22 protein-coding genes are annotated in these 22,711 nt (G+C 48.0%); 15 read left to right on the top strand and 7 right to left on the bottom strand.

The window, feature by feature from the left end:
- Positions 1-47: 47 nt before the first annotated feature.
- Positions 48-878, bottom strand: a complete 831-nt coding sequence (locus ACES2G_RS13610; protein WP_347358336.1) for a murein L,D-transpeptidase catalytic domain family protein — start codon at positions 876-878, stop codon at positions 48-50.
- A gap of 260 nt (positions 879-1,138) precedes the next feature.
- Between ACES2G_RS13610 and ACES2G_RS13605 the strand changes: the two genes are divergently transcribed.
- From ACES2G_RS13605 to ACES2G_RS13595, 3 genes are all read left to right on the top strand, one after another.
- Positions 1,139-1,396, top strand: coding sequence for a hypothetical protein (locus tag ACES2G_RS13605; protein WP_347358335.1), 258 nt, complete (start codon positions 1,139-1,141; stop codon positions 1,394-1,396).
- A 165-nt stretch (positions 1,397-1,561) separates the two neighbouring features.
- Positions 1,562-2,137, top strand: coding sequence for a hypothetical protein (locus ACES2G_RS13600; RefSeq protein ID WP_347358334.1), 576 nt, complete (start codon positions 1,562-1,564; stop codon positions 2,135-2,137).
- Positions 2,115-3,071, top strand: coding sequence for an HTTM domain-containing protein (locus ACES2G_RS13595; RefSeq protein WP_347358333.1), 957 nt, complete (start codon positions 2,115-2,117; stop codon positions 3,069-3,071). Before ACES2G_RS13600 ends, ACES2G_RS13595 begins: the two co-directional genes overlap by 23 nt.
- Positions 3,072-3,074: 3 nt before the next feature.
- Here ACES2G_RS13595 and ACES2G_RS13590 read toward each other — a convergent pair whose 3' ends face one another.
- Entirely contained in the window at positions 3,075-3,998 is a 924-nt protein-coding gene (locus ACES2G_RS13590) for an HTTM domain-containing protein (protein ID WP_347358332.1), read from the bottom strand.
- Positions 3,967-4,590: a hypothetical protein gene (locus ACES2G_RS13585; protein ID WP_347358331.1), complete on the bottom strand. Its 624-nt coding sequence runs from the start codon at positions 4,588-4,590 to the stop codon at positions 3,967-3,969. The genes ACES2G_RS13590 and ACES2G_RS13585 overlap by 32 nt, the downstream gene beginning before the upstream one ends.
- Before the next feature lie 418 nt (positions 4,591-5,008).
- On the opposite strand from ACES2G_RS13585, the gene ACES2G_RS13580 reads away from it, so the two are divergent.
- The 7 genes from ACES2G_RS13580 (at position 5,009) to ACES2G_RS13550 (ending at position 15,854) form a co-directional block, all read left to right on the top strand.
- Positions 5,009-7,972 carry a hypothetical protein gene (locus ACES2G_RS13580; RefSeq protein ID WP_374000489.1) on the top strand — a complete coding sequence of 988 codons (2,964 nt, stop codon included), beginning with the start codon at positions 5,009-5,011 and terminating at the stop codon, positions 7,970-7,972.
- A gap of 202 nt (positions 7,973-8,174) precedes the next feature.
- The gene (locus ACES2G_RS13575) at positions 8,175-8,702 is read left to right on the top strand and encodes a protease (RefSeq protein ID WP_347357723.1); all 528 of its coding nucleotides are present in this window, start codon (positions 8,175-8,177) and stop codon (positions 8,700-8,702) included.
- Positions 8,703-8,727: 25 nt separating this feature from the next.
- A complete protein-coding gene (locus tag ACES2G_RS13570) occupies positions 8,728-11,454 on the top strand; it encodes a hypothetical protein (protein WP_374000488.1) in 2,727 nt (908 codons plus the stop codon).
- A complete protein-coding gene (locus tag ACES2G_RS13565; protein ID WP_374000487.1) occupies positions 11,454-12,056 on the top strand; it encodes a hypothetical protein in 603 nt (200 codons plus the stop codon). The genes ACES2G_RS13570 and ACES2G_RS13565 overlap by 1 nt, the downstream gene beginning before the upstream one ends.
- Before the next feature lie 47 nt (positions 12,057-12,103).
- Complete coding sequence (locus ACES2G_RS13560) at positions 12,104-13,387, top strand: hypothetical protein (RefSeq protein WP_347357720.1); 1,284 nt, start codon at positions 12,104-12,106, stop codon at positions 13,385-13,387.
- Positions 13,388-13,413: 26 nt separating this feature from the next.
- Entirely contained in the window at positions 13,414-15,006 is a 1,593-nt protein-coding gene (locus ACES2G_RS13555) for a hypothetical protein (protein ID WP_347357719.1), read from the top strand.
- Between the two features lie 2 nt (positions 15,007-15,008).
- The gene (locus ACES2G_RS13550) at positions 15,009-15,854 is read left to right on the top strand and encodes a hypothetical protein (protein ID WP_374000486.1); all 846 of its coding nucleotides are present in this window, start codon (positions 15,009-15,011) and stop codon (positions 15,852-15,854) included.
- Here the strand turns inward: ACES2G_RS13550 and ACES2G_RS13545 are convergent.
- Positions 15,849-17,369, bottom strand: a complete 1,521-nt coding sequence (locus tag ACES2G_RS13545; protein WP_347357717.1) for an acyl-CoA dehydrogenase family protein — start codon at positions 17,367-17,369, stop codon at positions 15,849-15,851. The two genes, ACES2G_RS13550 and ACES2G_RS13545, sit on opposite strands and share 6 nt — an antisense overlap.
- A gap of 128 nt (positions 17,370-17,497) precedes the next feature.
- On the opposite strand from ACES2G_RS13545, the gene ACES2G_RS13540 reads away from it, so the two are divergent.
- The gene (locus ACES2G_RS13540) at positions 17,498-18,394 is read left to right on the top strand and encodes a trypsin-like serine protease (RefSeq protein ID WP_374000485.1); all 897 of its coding nucleotides are present in this window, start codon (positions 17,498-17,500) and stop codon (positions 18,392-18,394) included.
- A 5-nt stretch (positions 18,395-18,399) separates the two neighbouring features.
- The gene (locus ACES2G_RS13535) at positions 18,400-18,672 is read left to right on the top strand and encodes a hypothetical protein (protein ID WP_347357715.1); all 273 of its coding nucleotides are present in this window, start codon (positions 18,400-18,402) and stop codon (positions 18,670-18,672) included.
- A 4-nt stretch (positions 18,673-18,676) separates the two neighbouring features.
- Here ACES2G_RS13535 and ACES2G_RS13530 read toward each other — a convergent pair whose 3' ends face one another.
- Complete coding sequence (locus tag ACES2G_RS13530) at positions 18,677-19,807, bottom strand: AGE family epimerase/isomerase (protein WP_374000484.1); 1,131 nt, start codon at positions 19,805-19,807, stop codon at positions 18,677-18,679.
- A 205-nt stretch (positions 19,808-20,012) separates the two neighbouring features.
- On the opposite strand from ACES2G_RS13530, the gene ACES2G_RS13525 reads away from it, so the two are divergent.
- On the top strand, positions 20,013-20,537 hold the full coding sequence (locus ACES2G_RS13525) for a hypothetical protein (RefSeq protein WP_347357713.1): 525 nt from the start codon (positions 20,013-20,015) through the stop codon (positions 20,535-20,537).
- 57 nt (positions 20,538-20,594) lie between these two features.
- Here the strand turns inward: ACES2G_RS13525 and ACES2G_RS13520 are convergent, their stop codons facing one another.
- Entirely contained in the window at positions 20,595-21,038 is a 444-nt protein-coding gene (locus tag ACES2G_RS13520; protein ID WP_347357712.1) for a hypothetical protein, read from the bottom strand.
- Positions 21,039-21,141: 103 nt separating this feature from the next.
- On the opposite strand from ACES2G_RS13520, the gene ACES2G_RS13515 reads away from it, so the two are divergent.
- On the top strand, positions 21,142-21,558 hold the full coding sequence (locus ACES2G_RS13515; protein WP_347357711.1) for an EamA family transporter: 417 nt from the start codon (positions 21,142-21,144) through the stop codon (positions 21,556-21,558).
- 7 nt (positions 21,559-21,565) lie between these two features.
- Positions 21,566-22,432 carry a helix-turn-helix domain-containing protein gene (locus tag ACES2G_RS13510; RefSeq protein WP_374000483.1) on the top strand — a complete coding sequence of 289 codons (867 nt, stop codon included), beginning with the start codon at positions 21,566-21,568 and terminating at the stop codon, positions 22,430-22,432.
- On the opposite strand, the gene ACES2G_RS13505 is transcribed toward ACES2G_RS13510, so the two are convergent.
- Positions 22,429-22,611, bottom strand: coding sequence for a hypothetical protein (locus ACES2G_RS13505; RefSeq protein ID WP_347357709.1), 183 nt, complete (start codon positions 22,609-22,611; stop codon positions 22,429-22,431). The two genes, ACES2G_RS13510 and ACES2G_RS13505, sit on opposite strands and share 4 nt — an antisense overlap.
- Positions 22,612-22,711 lie beyond the last annotated feature (100 nt).

Raw genomic sequence — 22,711 nt, 5'->3', positions numbered from 1 at the left:
AAGGCCCATCTGAAGAGAGGGCCTTTTTTATTTTAGTTAAGCCTTAATTATTTAGCTGGAGCGGAAACGGCTGTTTGGCCTTTTCTTACGCTTTCCTCTTCATCTGGCAAGTCGATGTCTTCATCATCCTTTTCAGCCGCTGTTGGCTGAACTTCCTGAACCGTTGGATCTTGCACTGCAGATGAGATCAGATCTTTGTGGTAAGCATAGATCAGGCCGCCTTCTTTGAAGTTGGTCAGCATCTTTCTGATGATCCCTGGAGCAACGGCAGGACAGCCCCAGCTGCGGCCCAAACGGCCTTGAGCTTTTACATAATCTTCAGAAACATAGTTAGCAGCATGAACGACGATGTCACGTTCTGCAGCTTTGCTGTTAGAGGCTTCCAGGCCGTACAGATTCAAAGATTCACCGTGGCCACCGAAGTAAGTATTGCCACCAATGTACATGCCCAGGGAAGACATTTTAGATCCATCGATATTTGAGAACTTGGCAGCAACACGAACACCAGATCCTTTGCCGTGAGCGACAAAGTGTTTGGAAATAGCGCCGTCTTTAAGATTCATCACATACAGGCGTCTTTCGCTGGAGGGTTTGGAGAAATCGATAATCGCTACGAATTCATTGCGAATTTTAACTTCACGGTCATCCATGAAGGTCTTTTCTTTGCCACGGGTTTTGGAGCGGACTTTGATGGTTTTTCCGGCATTAACATCCAGGAACTCGAAGGTTCTTTGTACGGCGGCTTCGGGGACTCCCTGTTTGACAAACATATCATAGATGCGAACGTCTTTGACCTTCCTGTCATACAGGCTTTCAGCAAAGCTTTGTGAGCTGATCAGGGTGATTACAAGGGCTGTGACTATCTTTTGCAAATTCATTTCAGGTCCCAACTTTCCACTTACGTTCGGTTACGATTCCGGTTTTTCTCTATACAAGGCACGTGCCATGCTTTGGGGGCTTATGGACCCCCTTATTTTGAGCTGATCCTGGCTGGGGTGCCGTATCTGGGCTCTGTGTGCAGAAGATAGTCAGGGGTTTTCAGGGTTGGCAATATGCTCTTAAACAGTTTTCCGAGTTCGTGATTGAGGCCCCGCCGGGGCTGGAGATATGAATGTTCGAAACCCTAAAAGGAGCATTTATGAAAACCTTGCTAGTGATAGCAATGACCCTTTTTGCAAGTATGAGTATGGCCGCGAAGACCTATCAGGTGACGGGGCCGATTCTGGAATTGTCGGATTCAAGAATCGTCATTCAGAAGGGGAGTGATCGCTGGGAAATCGAACGCAACCCCAACACGCGCGTGACGGGAGATTTGAAAGTCGGAGAAAAAGTGACCATTGAGTACACCATGGCCGCCGATGCGGTGGAAGTGAAGCCCACTTCTAAAAAGAAGTAGTCCTGTGATCAGCTCCACCCTGATGTGTTGTCGGGGTTGGGAGCTTTGTTGCCAGTACGAAATCTAGTTGATCGAAACGTAATTCATCTTACAGCAAACGAGATTGCTAGGAGAATCCCACGTCGGATATCTATTCTGATGCTTGATAAATCAAGGTAGGTGCCAATGGCGATTCTTAAGAAGTCTTTGATTTCGACGTTTATTGCGGTTCATGTGATCATGATGGTTACTGCAGCCCTTCCCGATCGAAGTGCGGTTGGGGATCAGGTTTTGAGGTTCTTGTCTCCCTATCAGGTCTTCTTTGGCCTGGATCAGACATGGAGCATGTTTGCCCCTAATCCCGCCTCTGTGAACTCTTATTTGACAGCGACTTTGACTTTTAAGGACGGCTCCACGGAACGGTGGACCTTTCCACGAGCTTCGCAACTTGAGGCGATGGAGCGTTTTACTGCGGGTGAGCGGTATCGCAAATACCAGCAGGAAAATCTTTTGCCGATGGAAAAGGAAGAGCTGTGGTTCGATCTGTCCCGCTATGTGGCCCGAGAGGTTGCAGCCATCGAGCAGCAGGGGCGCGGACGTGAGCTGCAGGAGCTTTATTTCTATCGTCACTTCAATGTTGTGCAGCCGCCAGCACAGGCATTTATTCCACATGGTCAGTTGAGCACCCAATACAATACTGAGACTGTCTTCCACTTCAAGCCCACGGGAGGGCCCCGCTATGAAGCTAGCAACAATCACTAAATCACTGAATGATTTCTTCTTTAAGCCTCAGCCAGCTCACAGTGTGGCTCTGATGAGAATTCTTTTTGGCGCAGTCCTGCTGATTAATTGGTATATGATCTGGAGCCACCTGGAAACCTTCTGGGGAATTGACGGCTTGTTTTCGATGGAAAGTGCTTTGAGGTACAGTCATCCCTATCGATTCAGCCTGTTTGAGTTATTGCCACCGGATGCCCGGGTTCCGATATTGCTGGCACTGGTGAATTTGGTGGCAGCTCTTGGGGTCTTTTTTGGGTTGTTCACAAGAACCTCTATTGCGCTGGCCTTTTTTACATTGCTATCCTTCCACAACAGAAACGTCTTTATATTAAACAGTTCTGATATTGTAATCAGGAACTTTGTCTTTCTGCTGTTTTTCACTCCATGTGCGGATCTGTATTCTTTGGATCGCTGGATTGGGGTGAAGCGGGGGACAGTGCCACGGATACCGGTTGAAAAGAGTCCCTGGGCCCTGCGCTTGATGCAGATTCAGTTCAGCTTGATCTATATTGCGACAGTGATGTTTAAAATGAAGGGCACAATGTGGGCCGACGGCACGGCGGTTTACATTGCGACTCGTTTGGATGAGTTTGTAAGAATGCCATTGGAGCTTTTGAATAACCTGGTCATTGTCAAGTTCCTGACTTGGTCCACGCTGGCGGTGGAGTTTGCCTTGGGAACCCTGGTTTGGATCAAAGAATTGCGCTATTGGGTGCTTTTAGCGGGCATGGGATTGCATCTCGGTATTGAGGTCACCATGAACATCCCAATGTTTGAATGGGTGATGATCTTTTCCATGCTGTGTATGGTGGATTCTCGCGATATTCAGTCATGGTTGCGGTCCGCAAAGGAAGGCCGTTTGTTCGAGCGAATTCACTGGCCTTCCTGGTCTTTGCGTCTTGCTAAGGGTAAATAGCCTTTAAAGGTTTGTGATCGTTTTCAGGCGCCATGCTTGAAGACGGTCTATCCAAATCCTTATGTCTCTTGAGTCCACCATGCTGATCATTAAAACAATCATGGCCCATTCGAAGATCGGGATCGACATCGTGTATTCGATACCCAGATGAAAGCCAACTCCAGCCAGTAAAATCCAATAGCGTAGTTCTTTGATCCACACCAGGGTTCCCAAGGCGATCTCGATAGCAAGAGTGGACCAGGTTAACAGTTTGATAAAGAGCATGCTGTTAAGCAAGGGAAGTTCGAAGCGGATAAAATCATCCAAACGAGTGGCGATGTAAACAGCTGTGCCATCGACCCAGCGGTCGCCTTTGATTTTAAATAGGACAGTCGCTATATAGATGATACAGAATTGAATCTGAATCAAGCGCAGGGCCCAGGGACTCTTTTCCAGTGGCACCTCAGGGGCGCGTCCTTGTTGGCGCAGGCGCCAGCGATCCACCGACAGCCAGTCACCGCAATGAGTGAAAAAGAGGAAGAACAAAAAGATCCGAAGCACTGAATCGGCACTGTTCAGAATGAACCCATTGCGATGATGGAATGAAATCAGTGTGACAAAGGCAAAAAAGATGGATGTGCGAGTCCGGGCTCCGACGATAATTCCCAGGACTGCCAGCAGATTTACGAAGGCCAGAGTGCTGGTGACCTTGGCGCTGTTTGGTAAATAGTCGAATAAAGAAAAGCGCAGGGGATTGCCAAACTGCTGCGCGGTTTGCAGGGAAACCATGCCATTAGGTCCATACAAAATATCCATATCGGTGTAAAGCATTACCCAATTGAGCAGCAGCAGTATCCCCAGTCCGATACGCAGCAAGGCCACGCTATAAACTGGCTGTGGAGCAAAGAGAAATTCATCAATGGCTTTGCTGATTGTTTTGAGCTTCATAGCGGATCCTCTCGTAAGTTGGGACATAGTGGAAGACTTGGGTCACATCGAATCGTTTGCTGCGCTGCCCGTGAGGAATAAATGCGCCCTCAGGTGGCAGTTGAACGCGACTTTCAAAACGTTTGAATTGAATTTCTTTTAGGGTACGACCGGAGTTTTTGCTGACCTCCTGTAGCATCACTTCACGGGTGATGTAACGGGATAGATCGAACCAGACCAAGTCGTTGTGCTCAGGCAGCAGGGTTTCCTGTCCCAGGATACGATAGCGGTCGCCGGTCAGAAGCTTTCTATAAAGAGGCATTTCATTCGGGCGGGGCAGTTTCCATACACCAGAACTGCCGTCATCGAAAAGTAGATCGGCTTCGATAAAGGCTGTGGTGTTCATGGGGTTTGGAGCAAACATGGACCAAGGCTGATACAGCATTCCCAAAGCCTGATAGCGCGAAACCAAAGAGATGAATTTTTTTCCTAGCGCACTTTGATCGGGAAGTCCGTCGGCAATCATGATTCCCACATTTACTGTGAAGAAAATTAGAATCAGAACCTTTTTAATCGGAGGAATTAACGTACGTAACGTTTCCAGTTGTTTCATAGGCTTTCTCCGTTGATTTAAGGTCTTGAGTATTAACATAGAAGATTTGAAAACGTGCTTTACGCTTTTGCAAGCTCGGTGGGTTCTACCGAGGAAAGACATTTCTGTTTGGCAAGAAACGCACTCTTCAGTGAGCTTTTTGGGGAAAGAGCAACTTGTTTGTTGAGCGTGTTTTCACTCTGAAAAATGTCAAATTAATGCCTGGCTTTGGGCTTCTAGGTAAGACTGGGGATGCCACTGTGTCATTAGGCAAACCTGGATGTGTCAATTAAATGGCTGAAATTATTGTTTATGTAAGTGTCCAAAAAAACCCATGCGTTCTAAAAAAATTAGTCAGTTTATAAAAATAGAACACCCCGGGGGATTGGAGTTGCTGGTCGCGACTTCACAATGAGGTGTTAAAAAAAAGGAGAACGCAATGATTGGTAAGTCAAGGAAGGTTGTTTTCTTGGCGGGATTGTCGATGCTGGCAAACGTCGCATTTGCGAAAACGTCGGCAACTACAAACGCAAAGAATGAAACGCGGCATGTACTTTCGGATATAAAAGGGGAGGGTGGATTTGTAAATCTCAACTCGTCAGGCAGCCGTGCGAAAAGTATGTGTCTGATCAACAAGGCATGGGTTCCGTGTGAGGGATCGCCGTCCATTCAGGCCGTTGGGAACAATGGGAATAATGGCAACAATGGCAATAACGTTAACAACGGTAACAACGGCAATAACGTTAATAATGGGAATAACGGTAACAACGTAAATAATGGCAACAATGGCAATAACGTTAACAACGGCAACAACGGTAATAACGGAAACAACGGGAATAACGGCAATAACGGCAATAACGTAAATAACGGCAACAACGGTAATAACGGAAACAACGGGAATAACGGGAATAACGGTAACAACGGGAATAACGGAAATAACGGAAACAACGGAAGTTACGGTAACAACGGAAATAACGGTAACAACGGAAATAACGGAAACAACGGGAATAACGGAAACAACGGGAACAACGGGAATAACGGAAACAACGGGAACAACGGGAATAACGGAAACAACGGGAACAACGGGAACAACGGGAACAACGGGAATAACGGGAACAACGGGAATAACGGGAACAACGGGAATAACGGAAACAACGGGAACAACGGGAATAACGGAAACAACGGGAATAACGGGAATAACGGGAATAACGGAAACAACGGGAATAACGGAAACAACGGGAATAACGGTAACAACGGGAATAACGGTAACAACGGGAACAACGGAACCAAGGGGAACCATGGCTCTACCGGCTATTCTACGGGTTACACGACGGGACATTCCACAGGGTACTCTACGGGCTATACAACTGGCCATTCTACAGGTCATACGACCTATAGCACTGGGTATACCACTGTAACGACAGCCACAACTTACGGTCCAACATCCACGTCGACGGCAACCACTTATGGTCCGACGTCTACTTCGACTGCAACGACTCGTGGTGAAGATACGGTGTCCACGTCGACATCGACGTCCACTTCAACTTCTTCCTCCTCGACGGGGGAATCGACTTCCAGTGCAAGCAGCAGCTCGTCCACTGGTTTCGATGACGAGGATAAAAATGAGTTCAAGGCCAAGTTGAAACCTTTGTTCCACTTGAGTTTTGACTATGGTCAATACATCGTCAACTTGACGCCACACTTCCGCAACGTTCAGCCGAAGTCCATCGTGAAGTACGATTACAGACCAAGCGCCGACACTTTGATCTATGGTGACTATCGTGATGGTTTCCAAAAAACTGTCTATGGTTCCATCGAAGTGGGCTTGGGGGCTCAGGTGCGCTTCTGGTTCGATAATGCATCAGGCTTGCGTCAGCACTTCTGGGGCTATGTCGGAGTTCTGCCAATTATGGGTAAAGAAACAGAGTCTGTTCGTTATGTCAGTACTCTGGAAAAAGCCCGCAATATGGGTGGACGCTGGCAGATTCCTAAAGATGCAAGTGATCTGGATGCTTGGGATCCAGGTGATAGCATCACGTACATTGGACATGGTGGCATTATCTTCTCTGCCGGGGCCGGATTCGGACCAATCGGAGCGGGTGTAGCTAAACTTGCCAATGGTACATGGGAAACTTATGTCGAAAAAGTGGGCTCTGACCAGGCGTACGTGAAAATGACCAAAGGTAAGCTGAACAGCTTCTCTATGTTCACAAACGTTTCTATCCTGACTTTGAGCTTGAATGAATTCCGTTATGCTGATGATGGCTTCTCATTCCTGTTTGACCTGTCTTCCGACACGGGTCGTAAGGCTTATGAAGACGTTATTCGCGGAAACGTTCTGGCATCCGAAAACTTTGCGACACAAAAACCAAAAAATCTGGTGGAACGTGCTCCTGTGTTGAAAGTGGAAACATTCCGCTCTGTCTCTACAGGCCGTGTGGTCAGCAAATCGCTGTCTATCCCAATTATCTGGGACAAAACATACAGCAAAGGCAAAGTCAGCTCCTTCACAACATCCGATATGCATTTGGATCGCAATACCGCGGTTGTGCATTACGGTATCTTCTCTGATTCCGAGGATTCTCGCTTCTGGTTCAAACATAAAGAAAAAGACTTTATGTTCTACGGCGCGAAATACTCTGTTCAGAACTGGGACAGCAAGGCCCGTATGGAAAGCATGTTCGGTACTTACTCTTATGCCTTCAAGCATGAGCAAAGTAACGGCAGCCGCTTGAAATCTGGTATCTATGCCCTTGTGAAGAAAACAGGTATTGATTCGTTGATGGTCGGTGTTCCGGATCACGATCTGGGCTACACAGGCATCGAGTTCAACGTGAACTTCGATGACACGAACACAATGAATTTGATGAAGGCTGCGCAAAGCTTGAGTCAGGATGCCTTTATCGACAAGGCAACAGATATGATCTATCCATACTTCAACGAGCGCAACGATCCATATGATTTGTGCATGATTGATGGTGGTGGACGTCTGCCAGGTTCCTGCCTGAATACGACAATTCGTAAAACGGCTGAGGCTGCAAGTAAAATGTACTATGCTCTGAAGACCATGTACAAAACCATGAATTCAGATCCTAAAGCATTTGCATCTGCCTACGGCACGTTCGGTGAAGGCATGTCCGAGAACTTGTTCACATTCCGTGCAGCTATGCAGTTGGCGGGTCCGGGCGCAGCGATCGACTATCTGGTGGAAGGTACACATATCAACATGTACTTCCGCGAGTGGACTGTCGACAGATCCGGTCGTTGGGTTCCAGCGATGCAGTCACCTAAATACAAAGGTCTGCCGTTCGAACCAGCAACTCGTCACTCTCGAGTGCGCGGTATGATCATCGGAAATTCCGATGCAGGCAAAGTGCCACACATGAGTCCTGTGACGTTCTAGTTGTTCGAATAAAAAGAAGAAACTCTGAAGAGGCCGCTGGGGAAACCAGCGGCCTTTCTCATTCCTGGGGGTGGAGGGAAGTAAAGTTACAAATCCATTAATTGCAGATTCGTATTTTGTGATTTTTTGAAAACGGCAGGTAGAAGTAATTACTCAAAAAGTTTTTTTGTTTTTCCAATCAAGGAAATCAGAAAGGGAAATTATGAATATCAAGATGCTTCTTGGTGGTTTGCTTCTGGTGACGTCAATGCAGGTTAGTGCGAGTGAGTTTGACAGCGGCAGCGACGAGTTTACTCCACGTCCTCTACCTCAATACTCTGAGGCGGAGCTTCAGAAAAAAATCGAAAACGAGATGGCCGTGGCGTGTTCTGGCAATCTTTGTAAAATTGTGGGGCAGGACAGCAGCGGATCTGGCTGGAACGTGCAATTCCAGGTGGGCTATGGCCGTGCTAACGGCGGTAATGGCGATACCATTTATATTGGCGACTATGATGGTGGCAATACTAACAACGGTTTCGCCAGTATCACAGTCACATACAAAAACTATAAATGCCGTTCCAACCTTCTCGTGACACCCGCGGTCTATCGCTTTGTGAATACCTATCTTTACAACATGGTGAACTCTGACGGATCTGTGAAAAGAAATTTCTCTCCGGCGGATCAGACTGTCGTTCTTTTCTATACGACGATGTTGAACAAAGTCAGCTCTTGCGGCAGCGGCATGAACTAAGAACGTTTTTTAGGGGACAGAGTCTATGGCTAAAAGTTTAATTTTAAGTTTACTGGTTTTTGGGATGGCAACGGGTGCTTTTGCGCAAGTGGCTTCGCCTACAGCGTTGAATAAGCTGCGAATAACCAACCGGGCCCAGTGTGCCGTAGACTCTGAGATTCCAACAGAGTCCGCATTTATCGTGGTTGACGGGTACAATGCTGGAAAGATGGTCTATTCCCTTGGGAAAAATATCGGCGCTAATGCCGAGACAATGAGTACTGAAGGTATGCAACAGTTCCGCATCGCGGTGACTCGTCTGACTAAAGTGATCATGAATAAGTTGATGGCCGGACAGTTGCCTCTTCTTCCGACGAATCTTAAGAACTCCCCTTTGACGGGCTATAACGCTATTGCGGAAAAGTGTCAGAACAAAACCTATTGTCCTGAACTGAATGGCTATCTTTCAAAAATCTGGGACAACTCAGAAGGGGCCGGATTGGGCTGGGAAAGCCTTGATAAATTCAATGGCAATCACTTCATGTCCATGAAGAAAACAGACCGGGTGGCCTGTTTCTATGTCAAAAGATTCTCGGCATTGCAGGAACAATTGAACTCTGTTGAAGTGGACAAATCTGTTCTTCTTTCTGTGGCTCAGGCCGCCCTGGCAAAAGAAAAGTATCTAACGGATTGTGAAAGCGCTGATACAACACTTGATTCACGCAATTCCATCATCCAGCTTGATTTAAAAATTCCACGTGCAGTTGAGTTTGGCTCTGTCGGTTTTGATTTTTGGAATAGCGTCAAAATCTATCTGTCTTTCGCGTGGAGATATTCCAATATTCCACTTCAAGTGGCGCCCGAATACGGTCAGATGTTCCGCTCTATCGCGCTTGAAGAATCTATCATGATGATTCCGAACGGTTGTAAAAGTATCGAAAAACCCGAGTGTGATGCTGCGACTCTTTCCATGAACAGCATCCGCGAGCTGGCACGGCCAGATGGGGATAACACCGAACACAAAAAAGAAGTTCCCCGTGGTCCGGAAGACGATGTGGTAAACCGTGGTGCTCGTGATGTAAACGACGACTTTCTGGGTACGCGCAGCTTTGATGATGCTTCTGATTGGGTCGAGAACTTCCGTAAAAACTATGTTTCCGCCCGTGGTTCCATGAAAAATCGCGTTCAAAGCGCCATTCAGTTCCTTAATATCATTGGCGGAGCGATGACTCCCGCAGAACTGACCGAGTTCGTCAGACCCCTGGCCTTTGCTAAAACATACTCCAGTCAGCACCGTGACGAGCTTTACTATCTTTGTACTGAAGCCCGTCTGGCGGGGGATCAGCGCCTGGACTTTATGAAAACGGGCATCGATAAGGTTCAACAACTGGAGGTCATGCAGCGCTCTTTCCAGGGCTCACAGGTGCAGCTTGCCGACGCGACTCGGTACTTCGACAAAGTGGCCGAAAATATTGTTTCTTTCTGTGACAGCCTTGAACGTGAGAAAATCTGGAATGTCTCTGGTTATACAGTGAACAGAAGTGGCTTCCATGCCTGGGCCCGGGAGCTTCTGCAAATCGCGCCTCCGGCCACAATTGCAGCTGCAGATGTGCAGCCTATGAAGTTCGGAGCGCCCCTGCTGGTCTGGGATGCGTCCCGGGTCAGCGATCCAGGTAATTCTATTTGTGCTTCGGCAATTGATTGTTCTCGTAAGTTGATCAAATCCATGGTCGACCTCTATGCGGTAGCCAAGTATGCCGATGCATTTCTGCCGGTGAATTCCACTGTTTCTACTCCGGATGTTTTCAATCCTTATGCGGATTTGAAGGCGTGCAAGGTCTATGACCCTTGGTTCCAGACTCGTCGTGCGAACAAACGTCTGGTGGCGGATCTGGCTAGTACGGCTTTGTTTGGCTGGAACGCCTTACCTCTTTATATCGATGTTGATTTCAAACCACCCAAAGTCACCAGTTTGAATGCGCTGATCAGAAATGGCGCTGTGAAGTTTGATCCGAAAATTCAAAAAGAAAAAATGGAAGTGGCTTTGCTTGCGGACTTCGGCCCTTTGTTGGGGGCTCCATGCGCAGTCTCGATTGCACCCAATAGCGCCAAGGATTTCAGCTTCTATGCGTTTAACGGAATTTCAGTAAACTATTGCAAGATTCGTGATGGTGGTGATGTTGTCGGTCGTTCTCCTGGCGAGATGGTCAGTACTCCGCCGAATAGTAAGTCTTATTGTGGAGGTTGCTCTATCAATTTCGTCGGTGTGGCTGGTGGTGCGGCTGTTTCCAGCGGTGGCATGCCATTGAATCCGATCAAATTGGGTGTGTATCTGTTCCGCAGTATCCATCGCTACATCACCGCCAAAAAAGACAAGGTGAACATTCCTCGTCTGCAGGAAATTGACGTCAATCAAGTCGTGGCGACTTACAAACGCTACGGCGGCATCCCTGATCACTGTGTGGATCAGTTGGGCGCGGGTGTGGGTTGCTATCAGAATATCTGTGCGGCGAAGGCTGCCGACTATTTCGAGCGCTACACCGGTGAAAAAGTCAAACACCTGGAGCTGGAAGAGTTGACAGATGGCAACGGCAATATCGTGCCATCATCTGGCGTGATCATTCAATCCGACTATTGTGACGGCAAGGTGCGGGTTCGCTACAGCTGTTCTGAGGACGGCAAAAAGTTCAAAACATTTGAAAAGTTCGGTGGCATGTACGGCATGAGCAAGGATTGCCGTCAAACCATCGGCCATAACATCTGGGGCTTCTAGTGAAAAAGTGGATGGGTGTTTTACTGATATCAGTTTTTCTGATTGCCAATCAGGCCTCGGCCTTTCTTGTGGAAAGTAGTTATATGAAGCAAGCGGGTGGGCAATATGTGAAGGTGACAAAGGTCACCTGTGACACGGCTTCGTCGTCAGACTGTCAAACGCTGTGTCAGAATCCAACGACGTGCCAGCGGCCAGAACCCTATTGCCGTAATTGTGCCGGAACTACGTCGCCGCTGCTTCGCCAGCTATTCACAGAGATTTCCAAATCCTATGCAATTTCTCAGGAGCTAAATGACCGGCAGATGCTGGTGAAATATCTGGCAACTGAAAAGTACGTTCTTTTGGATATCAAGAGTGTCTTTAACTACTACACACCAGTGGGAGGCGAGGCTTTCGGGAAAGAGCTTGGCTTCTTCTGCGGTGATGCTGCGGAAAGCGCGCTGTTGGCTGTAAAGCTGGATGAGGTTCATCAGCCGATGGCTTTAAGTTATGTGCTTTGTCGCAACAATATCGGACAAACCTCTGCCTTTGAGGTGAAGCCTCGTCAGCCGGGCATGGGAAGTCGTCCTTTGACCGCCCCATTAATATTTAACTTGAACTGAGAAATCAGTTTTTACAACAACACCCTTAAGTGGGAAAAGGAGACAACATGAAACGTTTGGTTAAGGCGGTTGCAACAGCTGCCGTCACCCTGATGGCATTCCAGGCGAATGCAATTCAGGTCAACTACAGCTTCCGAGTGAACAGCTCGGGTCCAAGTATCTATCCGTGTAATGCCGGTTTGCTGACGAAGGCTGACACGTACGGTGATAAAAAGATCTGTTATTATGAAGGCACGAACACAGCCTGTACCCCGAAGTGTGATGGGTTGGATTGTGAGGGTGGAGCTCCAAAACCGAAATTTGCTCTCATGAATTTGAATACCATGTCCACTCCGGCATTGAACACAAAAGCTGGTTGTGAGGCTGCCGGTCGTAATTGGGTTGGTACTCCAACTCATGCCAACAACGTTCCTTCCGGAGTGCTTGGCTATGAAAAAGATCAGGCTGGTCCAGGTAAATTCGTGTATTGCGATGTCAGCTGTAAGACAGCAGGCAACGTATTCAATTCTCAAGAGAGAACCTGCTCCAATCCACACAACGGCGACAACGGCGGCAATGGCAATACTTGCGTGTGCTCCACTCAAGATGGTCGTAAGTTCGGTAACTACGTTCACGCTAGCTGGACTAAGTGGGAAGATCGTCAAGATCCACACACGGATAAAGTTTCCGGTGTAAGTCCTTACTTCGAAACTCTGTTCGGTGAAGTTGATGCATTTGACCGTGTTCTTGACAAGTTGTCCTTCAACTTGGGCAGTGAAACATACAATGCAGCTTACTTTGTTGATATCTGCTACCGCGGATCTCAGATCGACTACAGCCACTACAAAGCAGCTTACAAAGTTGTTGCTGAGGCTTCTTTGACTGATATTGGCTACAAATACAACGGTAAAGGTTACAGCGATTTTGCAGACCTTGAAGTTCAAGCACACTTGATCTGTACATCACAGAAACAAGATTGCAAAGACGGAAACTGCAGCGATACTGACGAGAATCCAAATGGTGGCAACACTCCTCAGTTCAGCAAAGATCTTTATGACATCAATGATCCAGTCAGTGACCACACCAAGTATCTTGCTGGTGATGTCAAGGAACTGATCAATGGTGCTGCATTTGTTCAGTCAATTAATAAGGTCGCACCGCCGATCTATCTTGATAAATACAACAAAGGTGCAGCGGCGAAGTTCTGTAAGATTCGTTACATCTTTAAAGAAAAAGATGGCTTGAGCTCTTATCCGAAACTGCGCAAATGGCAGAAGCACGGCGCGAATATCTGCACTCATACGAAAATCGAGATGGCAGATCTGGACGGCAACTGCCCTAACTGTAAATAGTGAGTTCTAGTTGGAAGGAGTCAGATATGACTAATATTGGTGGTTCTTTAAAAAGTGAGTTACGGATCTTGGGACATCTGCTCCTTCTGATAGGATCTTTGACTATGTTGAACTCGGCGCACGCATCCTCGGGGTGCGTGGTCGATTCTGATGAGAAAATTCAAATTCAAATTTCCCCGGCGACACAAAGCTGGGGGGATTATTCTGGAAATCAGCTTATTCCTTCCACTTTGGTGGATAAATGCGAAAAGGATGCAGGTCGTTTTTTGATGATCAGCCTGGGGTCCTCTTTCTGGGATACGACCAATACTGGTATGAACACCAGTATCTTTGGTGATCACACTGCAAGAAATTGCAGCATTAATAACTCCCAAGTTTTAGGGGAGTTCAAAAGAAGTCTGGCTACGGAAAGCCTTCAACGTCAGTACAAATTTCTTCGATCATGCTTTGACGTCCGTGTCGTCGATGTTGGCGGGGAACCTTTGATTGCGAAAGAGAATCAAGAGTTCTGCCAGATCAAGCGCGAGGAGGACGGAGCCCTGACGCTGACTGGTGATATGTGTTTCCTGAAGGTCCGTACCCGAAATAAATTTGCGATCCAGCCGGTCTTTAAACGCAAGTGTCTGGATTCATCTTACTTGCAAGAACTCGGCATTGAGCCTCAGGATATGTATGCCAGCTTGAATACTTTGATCGCCGGTGATGATACCGGAAACAGTCAGGATCTGACTCACATAGGAAGCCGACTGTTGCATTTAAATATTGCACCATCTTCGAAGCTTTTAAACCTGACTGAAGATTATGGAAATATGATGCCGAGATTTACCACTGACTACAGTGTGGATTCGGACATCGCGGGAATTGAGATTAAGCAACAGGCCGATCAGGCGGAACTTCAATTGAAATTCCTGGTTTCAAACTTCGCGCAAAAGAAATGTGCGGGCCCGCAGTGTGCCAGCATATCCAACTACACTCAGCCTTTCTTTGGTCAGGTCGAGTTGTACAATATTGGAAAAACAAGACAAACCCTGGTTGATGAGTGGTGGGACGGGGGACTGGTGCCGCCGAACTGGCAAGGGTTGGTTCCGGGAATGAAATTCAGGCTTTCGGAAGGACCTTTAATAGAAGGACAACGATACCGTGTGGTAGTGACTTTCCAGAATCCTACCGATGACTATGCAATCTTCCTTACTGGGTTCAGGCAGATGTTGGTGGCCACCTACGATACCGCCGAAGCCCAAGTTGGATTTGATATTTTCCCCAATATTTCTTCATTGAGCAATTTGGGCACCTTGCCAACATTTGGGGGGATTGGGACCTTGGTGCGCCACAATCAAGGTGTCGCATTAGGCGATATTGTTCGAGGCTTGGACGGCATTATTCAGAGTCAGATCTGGCCGCCGTACTATGAGCGTGTCTGTAGTGACCAGGCCTCCTGCATGAAGGTTGGAAATAAGAAATTCCATCAGAAGTTCATTGTGGATTTCGTTGCTGGAGGTGCCGATTTGGAAACCGGGGCAATGATTCTGCGTAATCTGTCTATTTCCAAAAGAGGTATCCTGGGTGGAAACTATGACAATAAAACCAGTGGCTTTGCCTCTCTGACTTGCGAGAGATAGACATGAAGCATCTTCTATTTATCCTTTTAATGTTTCTGGGAGTGAATACCATGGCTGCGACCGGCAGTGTTCTGGGAGCAGCGGTGAATCCGGCAACGGGAGAAGAGCTTTATGCTTGCAATGCCAAGATTCGCAGTGCTTCGACATCGACCGAGCAAATCTGCGTGGATTTGCGGACCGGAGGTGCGTGCGATCCGACCAGAGTGGGGCCGACGGATGGTCCCTGTCAGTGTTATGCCAAAGAGATGATCGGCAATCAGATCGTCGCGACGGGCGCGGATGGAAAGATTCGCGCCATTCATAGTACCTCCCAGTGGCAGCAATTTACTTCCGGGAATGACTTGTTCTCCGGCCGGCTGAACAGTTTGGAGGTTGAACTTGGCAGTGAAATTTTAGGGGCCGAGTATGGCTTTACTTACTGTTATAAAGGTCCTTTTGCCACAGAGGGAATGGATCGGTCTTTGGGACAGTATTTAGTTGATTTCACGTTACAGGGAAGTGCTTATGCCGTGGCATTGGAGTCCGTGGATATCAAGTACGCCTGTGATCTGCGTAATAGGGGGCAAAGCGGGACGGCCCGCAAGCCCAATTCAAATCCCAACTATGATGACCTGTACGCGGATTTTCTGCGTGAAGAAAACATCTATAGGCGCATAGACGACAAGAGTCCGAAAGAGATCGGTTTTCAGCAGGTTCGTCTGGCTTTAAATCAACTGGCAAATGAAGTGCCCCGCTTCTGTGTGATCGAAGTGCGCTTTAAGGAGCGCTCAGGGAAGGATCTTAAAAGGGACCCATCCGGAGCAACCTCATTCCGTGGAAATCTGGCAGTTTATCAAGGCTCTTTATGAGCCTTGATATCTTTTGATCGCCACATTGGCGACAAGGTCTCCAATCAGGAAAGCGATTTCGCGAGCGTGCTGTTCTTTTTCTTCAGGGCCAAGATTTTGCAAAGTTTTGAGCTTCGTCAGTTCATTGGTGAAGTCGATCGCTCGCTCCAGGAACTCTTCCAAAACCTGCCAAGCCTGATCTTTTTCAAAGGCTCTGAGCATATCCAGCGAAAGCACATTCGTCGTGCCTTCCCAGATCGCAAAAACCTGGGCGTCACGCAACAGACGGGGAATCCCGGTGTCTTCGATATAACCGGCACCGCCAAACATCTCGACCACTTCGCTGGAGATATGAATGGACTTTTTCGCCGTATAAAGTTTTAGAATCGGTGTCAGCACCCGCAAAAGGATTTTTTCAGAAGCCGAAGCTTCGCCGACCTCTTCTTTACCTAAAAGATCCGCGACCAGAAAACTGAAGGTGATGCAACGACGGAAGTCAGTCTCTAATGATTCTAAAGTGATCTTGTGCAGAGGATGATCGATCAGAAGCTTTCCAAAAGCCTGGCGTTTGCGGGAGTAGTTTTGTGCCAGATCCAAAGCGCGGCGCATGTGTCCCACAGCACAGATGGAATTGTAAATGCGGGTGATATTCAAAACACTGGCAATTCGTTTCACACCTTCACCGGCGCTGCCGATCATGCGCGCCGGAGTTCCTTGCAAACTTAGCTCAGCGGTGGGCAGGGCCTTAGTTCCTAGTTTGTCTTTAAGGCGGTGAATTTGAATGTTGTTCAGTTGTCCTTGATCATTGCGCAGCTCCAGGAAGAACAAAGCCAAGCCCTTAGAGCCCGTCGGAGCTCCATCGGGACGAGCCAGTGTCAATGCCATCTGCGATGTCGTCGCCGAGGTGAACCATTTCGTTCCATGCAGGGAATGGGTCGCACCAAAAGCGCTGGTGCCCGTGAACGGGTGGGCATCCGTGGAAGTCCCGCTGACATCTGAGCCACCGGTTCGCTCTGTCATCCACTGACCGGCCGTCCAGAAGTTTTTCGGATCGCGGGATAAGAGGTGAGGCAAAACCCGGGCTTTCAGATCGATGTCACCATAAAGTTCGACAGCGCGGGCGGCACCATCGGTCATGGCCAACGGGCAGGAGAAAATCGCAGAGCTTGGAGAGTACAAATAAAGCAGCGCCATCTGATAAACGCGAGAAGCTGGGCCGAACTTGCGGTCGTAGGCCGTGGCAACAATGCCTTCTTCTGCAGCGACGCGTTCAAGGGCTTTCCAGCCGTGTGAGGTCTTGATGTCATCAATGCGACGCCCCCAAGGGTCGAAGGGAATATGTTGTGGCGGCTGAGATTCGGCCTCTTCCGCCCAAGTCAGCATATCTGTGACAGCGCGTTCGCCCAGATGATCCAGATGGGGAAGAGCCTCTTTTTGGGCCTCGGGAGGCAGCAAGGTTTTAAGAATTTTCTGAAGAGTTTCATCGGAACGGAAAGTGTTCGAAAGGCTTGGGCCTTCTTGATAAAAATTTTTCATACCTCAAAGTTTAGGCTTTTAGAGGCGGAGTTCAAGAATATGTCGGGAACCCCGTCTTTTTTTCAAAAATATGTTGCCGTTTGGTAACGTCCTACATATAAGAGCCGCTCTTTTAGGGGGAGGCTTTCTTGAACCGATATTTATTGGTATTGGCGACCATTGTTTTGGCGTCCTGTGGACTTTCTTCGCGTCCACAAATCAGCGCTAAGGATTCCACTGGTATTATGGGCGGAACAAATGTTGCGGAAAACAGCGCCATGGCGTCCGGTATTGTGGGGATCTATGATCTTGAAAACAATGCGATTTGCACAGGCTCTCTCATCGCAGATAACTATGTTTTGACGGCGGCACACTGTGTTTGGGGTATCAAGCCGGGTAAAATTCGTCTGATTTTCGGCGTGGATATGGACAATCTTATGAATGCTCGTGAGCAGGATATTGTTCAGACCTACACCCGCGGCGTGAGCGATTACAAAGTTCATTCCAGCTACAACCCGGACACTCAGGAAGATAAAGAGACGGACTGGGGCGATATCGCTCTTATTAAGTTCCGTGGGACTTTGCCTCCAGGTTATAAGCCAGTGGAAATGCTTCAGGATGACAGTATTCTTAAGCGTGGTTTGACTGTGACCGTGGCTGGCTACGGAGTTTCTGAAGTTGAAACCGAACCGATTGACCCTAGAAAAGTAAAAAATCTGGAAGAAGCCTTGGAATACGGCGAAGTCATGTGTGACGACGACCTGAAAAACTGCCTGAAAGTGGATATGTCCGGGGACGGCTTGCTGCGCGAAACAAAAGCTCCGATTGCAGGAGTTCAGGAAACAGAAGTTCGTCTGGATGAATCCAAAGGTCACGGCACATGTGCTGGTGATTCTGGCGGTCCGGCTTATGTTGAGCAAAATGGAAAAATGTATCTATTTGGCGTTACCAGCCGTGGCAGTGCTTTGTGTGACAACACCGGTGTTTATACCAATGCGGTTTACTACAAAGACTGGATCACTAAGACGATGCCTAAGATGCGCTAAAACGCATGAAACAGCTGGTTGAGATTTGCTCAGGCTGTATTGTGAGATCTTCCGGGGAAGAGGGGTCCTCGGTGATCGTTAAGAGGGAGTTCCTGGAAAAGCTGCAAAATCGGCTGCAGGAACTCCGCCCGGACATTGAGTGGTCTGTATCGACCACATCCTGCATGAGGTTCTGTCCGCCTCAAAGAATGTCGATGGTTGTTGCCAACCGCATGGAAATGAGTCGCAGCAACACAGTTGAAAGTGTTGCTGACGACATTGTCTCTCGAATTAAATAATAAATTAGAGCTGAGGTCTAAGGCGCACGTATTCGTTGATTGCGCCGGTGATGTGATAAAGCGAGCTGGCTTTGGCGGGTTGGATTTTGAATTCACCGCTTTCGAGCCAAGTATCAAACCACAAACCCTTTTGGGGAGTTTCAAAGAACTTAAATAGCGTCGCCATGGCTTCATCAGCGGCCTTGGCATAACCAGCCCGTTGACTTGGGTTTTCCAGGCCCATCTGCAGAACCGCTTTGATGCGCTCACACTGAGGCCAGAAGCGGGAGGAGCGCTGTTTTGCCGACAGATCACTCCACACTTCATCAAAGACAGATTTTCTTTCTGGCCAGACACCAAACTGTTCGCTCAGGACGATCAGCTTTTCACGCACGGCAGTCAGGTCTTTGCCAGTCAGGTTTTGGTAAAGCCCTAACAGCCAAGCCCACTCGTATTGATGACCGGGCTCAAAAACAAAACGGCCACCTTCAAGAATCGGGGACCAGTCGGCATTGAAATGTTCTGCTAAAGTTCCTGATTTCGCATCAATGAACTTGTTTAGGCAAAGATGCGCAATTTCATCAGCCAGCTTTTGCCAAAGTGGGTCCTTGTCGATCGCCATCCACGCCACTGCAGATTCAAACATGTGCATGTGAGGATTGGCTTCGTATTGAACACCTTTGTCGGTCAGCTCGGTGAATCCGCCTTGAGGCAAATGGCGTTCATTGTAGAGATACTGCACCAATTGACGTGCGCGTTCTTTGTATTCTATTTTTGGAATAACGGCATAGGCATGGGCCAAACCAAAAAGAGCGAAGGCCTGAGCGTAAAGATCCGGCGTGGTATTTTGGGCGACTCCATCTTTGGTGGCCGAGTGAATGAAGCCACCTGAAGGCAATGAATAGTTTTTAATCAGAGCAGCCGTACCCAGTTCAATCGCCTTCAGTGCTTTTTCTTTGTCGCAAAGATCCAGCTCCATCGCGATACGCAAACTGTAAATCTGACGGGCTTGAACCATAGAGCGACGGGGCACATCCTGCGGTTCTCCCTCCAAAGAGAAGGACTCAACGAAACCACCATTCTGCCAGTCCACACCCTTGCTGATCCAAAGAGGCAGGACATCCTGGGAAAGCCATTGTTTGCACTGATTGATCATAACGTCTCCACAAAATTACCAAGCTTTGCAGGTGACGATATCATTGCAAAGTAACAGGAGTCCAGCAGACTCTGGGCGGAAACCGTGGGAATGCACAGAGTTTGGATGTGTAAAGTATGTGTTTCATCCGTTGGCTTGCCACTGATGGCGAATTCCTTCCGAATAAAGTGAAGCAAACATGAATTGCGCAAGCAAGGAGGAAGGTATGAAGAAGTTGATTCTATTTCTGGCATTTGGTTTGACAGGAGCTTTTGCTCACGCCAATACCGAGGCTGTGTCAATGAACGATGAGGCCGGTATCGCCGGTAATCGTTTGTGGGCTTGCGGCCTGGCTTTCAAGGGCACATCGAAAGGTATTAAGGTGATCGTTGGGCACTTTAAAACAGTGGCTTATGGCACCTTGAAGTGCAAGAGCATCAAAGGAACTCGTTATTCTCAAGATGTCAGAGTGACCATCGGACACCATTGGATTGGTCCAACTGCAGGTATCGGCTATTTCAAACTGGCCGGAGCTTCTTCAGAAATCAGTCTCTTCAACTCCTCTCCAGAAGTAATTCTTGGAAAGTATCTGGTGGCACAGGGTGAAGCGGCGATTATTGGCGGGGTTGGTGCCTTCACAGCTGTGAAAGTGGGCCTGCCACAACTGGCGATGAATATCTCTCTGCAACTTCTGCATGGCTTGGGCGTGCAGGTTGGTATTGATAAGCTGACGATTACAGCTGTTGATTAGATTTAAACGTCAGAACGGAAAGAAAAAGCCCTTCTTTACAAAGAAGGGCTTTTTTTATTACTGCTTCTTGACGTAGGCATTGAGCTTCATGCCCGGAGCCATGGAACTGGTGACGACAACTTGTGTGCCACGAGCCAGATCTTCCGTTTTGTTGGAACCAAAATCGACGTTGAAGGTGATGGTTTTAGAACGGTTGCTAGGGCAGGTAAAGGTGCCCTTGAACTGTTTGGACGTTGCTAGAAGCCAAGTCTCATCCCAACTAACACTGCTCAGTAGATTGTAGTTTCCGTTACAAACCTCATCTTCCGCACCGTTTGAATACGTTCTTTGGACTTCAAACTCGGTGGTGCTCAGCACGCGGAAGTTCGCGTAAACCTTTTGGAACCCGGCACGAGCTTCCACCTTATAGCGGCCTACCAAAGTGCCTGGGGTGATCTCCGCTGCCATTGCTGGCAGTGCCGAGAGTAAAATCATAGACGCAGATAGAAAATACTTTTTCATTAAGGGACCCTCCATTGGTTGATGAGTTTTTATACCGAGGGTATGCTGAAAGGGACAAAGTAAAAGACGGGACTTTGAGCTTATACAAAGAAGGGGATTGAATATGGGATGGCAGACCTACGCACTCGCGTCAGCTTTTTTCGCTGGATTGACGGCGATCTTGGGAAAGGTGGGAGTGCAGGGGATTAATTCCAACTTGGCAACCTTCATTCGCACGATTGTTATTATGATCGTGACCGCAGCGATCATTACGTATCGTTCAGAATGGCAGCAGAATGAGGGGGCCTCCTCTAAGACTTATCTTTTTCTGGTTCTTTCAGGCGTGGCTACGGGACTGTCGTGGTTGTGTTACTATCGAGCGTTGCAGTTGGGGCCTGCCTCGCAGGTTGCACCTGTGGATAAGTTGAGTGTGGCATTTGCCATTGTTTTGGCGATTGTCTTTTTAGGAGAACCTTTAACTTTAAAAACTGCCTTGGGCGGGCTGCTGGTTGTGGCCGGTTCTTTAGTGTTGGCTCTTTAGGATAGTTATGCCGGGAAGAAATGTTTCCAAACTTCATTCCATGGATGCGTTGGGGGTTGTTACAGCCCAAAGGGGGGACATTCGTGCAGAGCGCCTGGAAGAGCGGATAAATCCCAAGGTGCCCTTTCCACATCGCCATGATTTCTTTCAGGTGGTGATCGTCACTGCAGGTAAGGGACAGCACAATATCGATTTTAACAGTTATCCTCTGAAGGCCGGGAATATTTTTGTAGTCAAACCGGGTCAGGTCCATCAGTGGTATCTGACAAAAGGAACGCGAGGCTATGTCGTCGAGTTCTATCTGGATTCTTTGCGTTTGGATCTATTGGAAAAAGCCTCTCTGCAAAGTCTGTATGATGCTCCGGATTTGTTCCGCCCGGGAGCCGACTTGCAAAAAGAGCTGCGCTTTTATTGTGAGAAAATGTGTGTGGAGTTTTCGGAAAAGAAAATAGGTGGAGATCAAGCCCTGCGCAGTTTGCTGAGTTTGCTGGCTTTGCAACTGCTGCGCACAACAGAAGCCAAATCTACGAAGGCGAAGAAGGCCGAAGAAAGCTTTATGCGGGAATTTGAGGGATTAATCGAAAAAAATTTCAGTGAACAGCACAACGTGGATTTCTATGCCCGGACTTTGGGAATTTCTCCTAAGGCTTTGACGATGCGGGTGTTGCGCTTGTTGAATAAATCCGCGCGTGAGATGATTCATGAACGTTGTTTGCTGGAAGCCCAAAGATATCTGGCTTACACGACGTTACCTATTGGGGAAGTTTCATATGTGTTGGGTTTTCAGGACCCCAATTATTTCAGCCGCTTCTTTCGGGCTAAGCTGGGATTGAGTCCCGGGCAGTTCCGGGACCGCTATAGTAAGCTGGATTAGCCTTTGAAAGGAGTGTCGCCGGTATCTTCGGAAGCGCCTTCTTTGTGGCTGCGCTCGGCATCCAGGGCGATTTTTCCAGTGATACCCACCCATTCGGGGAAGAACACCATCAAAGAGAAATAGACAATTACGGAGATCCCCGCCACTGCTAAAAAACCAAGTATGAACCATAATTCCATGGCATGCCTCCTTTTACGTCTTCCAATATAGACGATATTGGAAGTTTTTGCCAGAGACGCCTTTCACATTCGATAGCACAAAGGTAACAGAAAAGACCTT

Origin of the sequence: Bdellovibrio bacteriovorus (assembly GCF_041888015.1) — a bacterium.
In the GTDB taxonomy this organism is placed as follows: Bacteria; Bdellovibrionota; Bdellovibrionia; order Bdellovibrionales; family Bdellovibrionaceae; genus Bdellovibrio.
The sequence above is the reverse complement of the archived record's forward strand: the minus strand, read 5'-3'. Positions and strand labels throughout refer to the sequence as shown.

What these genes read in the sequence shown, in the direction of transcription:
- ACES2G_RS13610 (WP_347358336.1), bottom strand. Translation starts at nt 878, where the DNA reads ATGAATTTGCAAAAGATAGTCACAGCCCTTGTAATCACCCTGATCAGC.
- ACES2G_RS13605 (WP_347358335.1), top strand. Translation starts at nt 1,139, where the DNA reads ATGAAAACCTTGCTAGTGATAGCAATGACCCTTTTTGCAAGTATGAGT.
- ACES2G_RS13600 (WP_347358334.1), top strand. Translation starts at nt 1,562, where the DNA reads ATGGCGATTCTTAAGAAGTCTTTGATTTCGACGTTTATTGCGGTTCAT.
- ACES2G_RS13595 (WP_347358333.1), top strand. Translation starts at nt 2,115, where the DNA reads ATGAAGCTAGCAACAATCACTAAATCACTGAATGATTTCTTCTTTAAG.
- ACES2G_RS13590 (WP_347358332.1), bottom strand. Translation starts at nt 3,998, where the DNA reads ATGAAGCTCAAAACAATCAGCAAAGCCATTGATGAATTTCTCTTTGCT.
- ACES2G_RS13585 (WP_347358331.1), bottom strand. Translation starts at nt 4,590, where the DNA reads ATGAAACAACTGGAAACGTTACGTACGTTAATTCCTCCGATTAAAAAG.
- ACES2G_RS13580 (WP_374000489.1), top strand. Translation starts at nt 5,009, where the DNA reads ATGATTGGTAAGTCAAGGAAGGTTGTTTTCTTGGCGGGATTGTCGATG.
- ACES2G_RS13575 (WP_347357723.1), top strand. Translation starts at nt 8,175, where the DNA reads ATGAATATCAAGATGCTTCTTGGTGGTTTGCTTCTGGTGACGTCAATG.
- ACES2G_RS13570 (WP_374000488.1), top strand. Translation starts at nt 8,728, where the DNA reads ATGGCTAAAAGTTTAATTTTAAGTTTACTGGTTTTTGGGATGGCAACG.
- ACES2G_RS13560 (WP_347357720.1), top strand. Translation starts at nt 12,104, where the DNA reads ATGAAACGTTTGGTTAAGGCGGTTGCAACAGCTGCCGTCACCCTGATG.
- ACES2G_RS13555 (WP_347357719.1), top strand. Translation starts at nt 13,414, where the DNA reads ATGACTAATATTGGTGGTTCTTTAAAAAGTGAGTTACGGATCTTGGGA.
- ACES2G_RS13550 (WP_374000486.1), top strand. Translation starts at nt 15,009, where the DNA reads ATGAAGCATCTTCTATTTATCCTTTTAATGTTTCTGGGAGTGAATACC.
- ACES2G_RS13545 (WP_347357717.1), bottom strand. Translation starts at nt 17,369, where the DNA reads ATGAAAAATTTTTATCAAGAAGGCCCAAGCCTTTCGAACACTTTCCGT.
- ACES2G_RS13535 (WP_347357715.1), top strand. Translation starts at nt 18,400, where the DNA reads ATGAAACAGCTGGTTGAGATTTGCTCAGGCTGTATTGTGAGATCTTCC.
- ACES2G_RS13530 (WP_374000484.1), bottom strand. Translation starts at nt 19,807, where the DNA reads ATGATCAATCAGTGCAAACAATGGCTTTCCCAGGATGTCCTGCCTCTT.
- ACES2G_RS13525 (WP_347357713.1), top strand. Translation starts at nt 20,013, where the DNA reads ATGAAGAAGTTGATTCTATTTCTGGCATTTGGTTTGACAGGAGCTTTT.
- ACES2G_RS13520 (WP_347357712.1), bottom strand. Translation starts at nt 21,038, where the DNA reads ATGAAAAAGTATTTTCTATCTGCGTCTATGATTTTACTCTCGGCACTG.
- ACES2G_RS13515 (WP_347357711.1), top strand. Translation starts at nt 21,142, where the DNA reads ATGGGATGGCAGACCTACGCACTCGCGTCAGCTTTTTTCGCTGGATTG.
- ACES2G_RS13510 (WP_374000483.1), top strand. Translation starts at nt 21,566, where the DNA reads ATGCCGGGAAGAAATGTTTCCAAACTTCATTCCATGGATGCGTTGGGG.
- ACES2G_RS13505 (WP_347357709.1), bottom strand. Translation starts at nt 22,611, where the DNA reads ATGGAATTATGGTTCATACTTGGTTTTTTAGCAGTGGCGGGGATCTCC.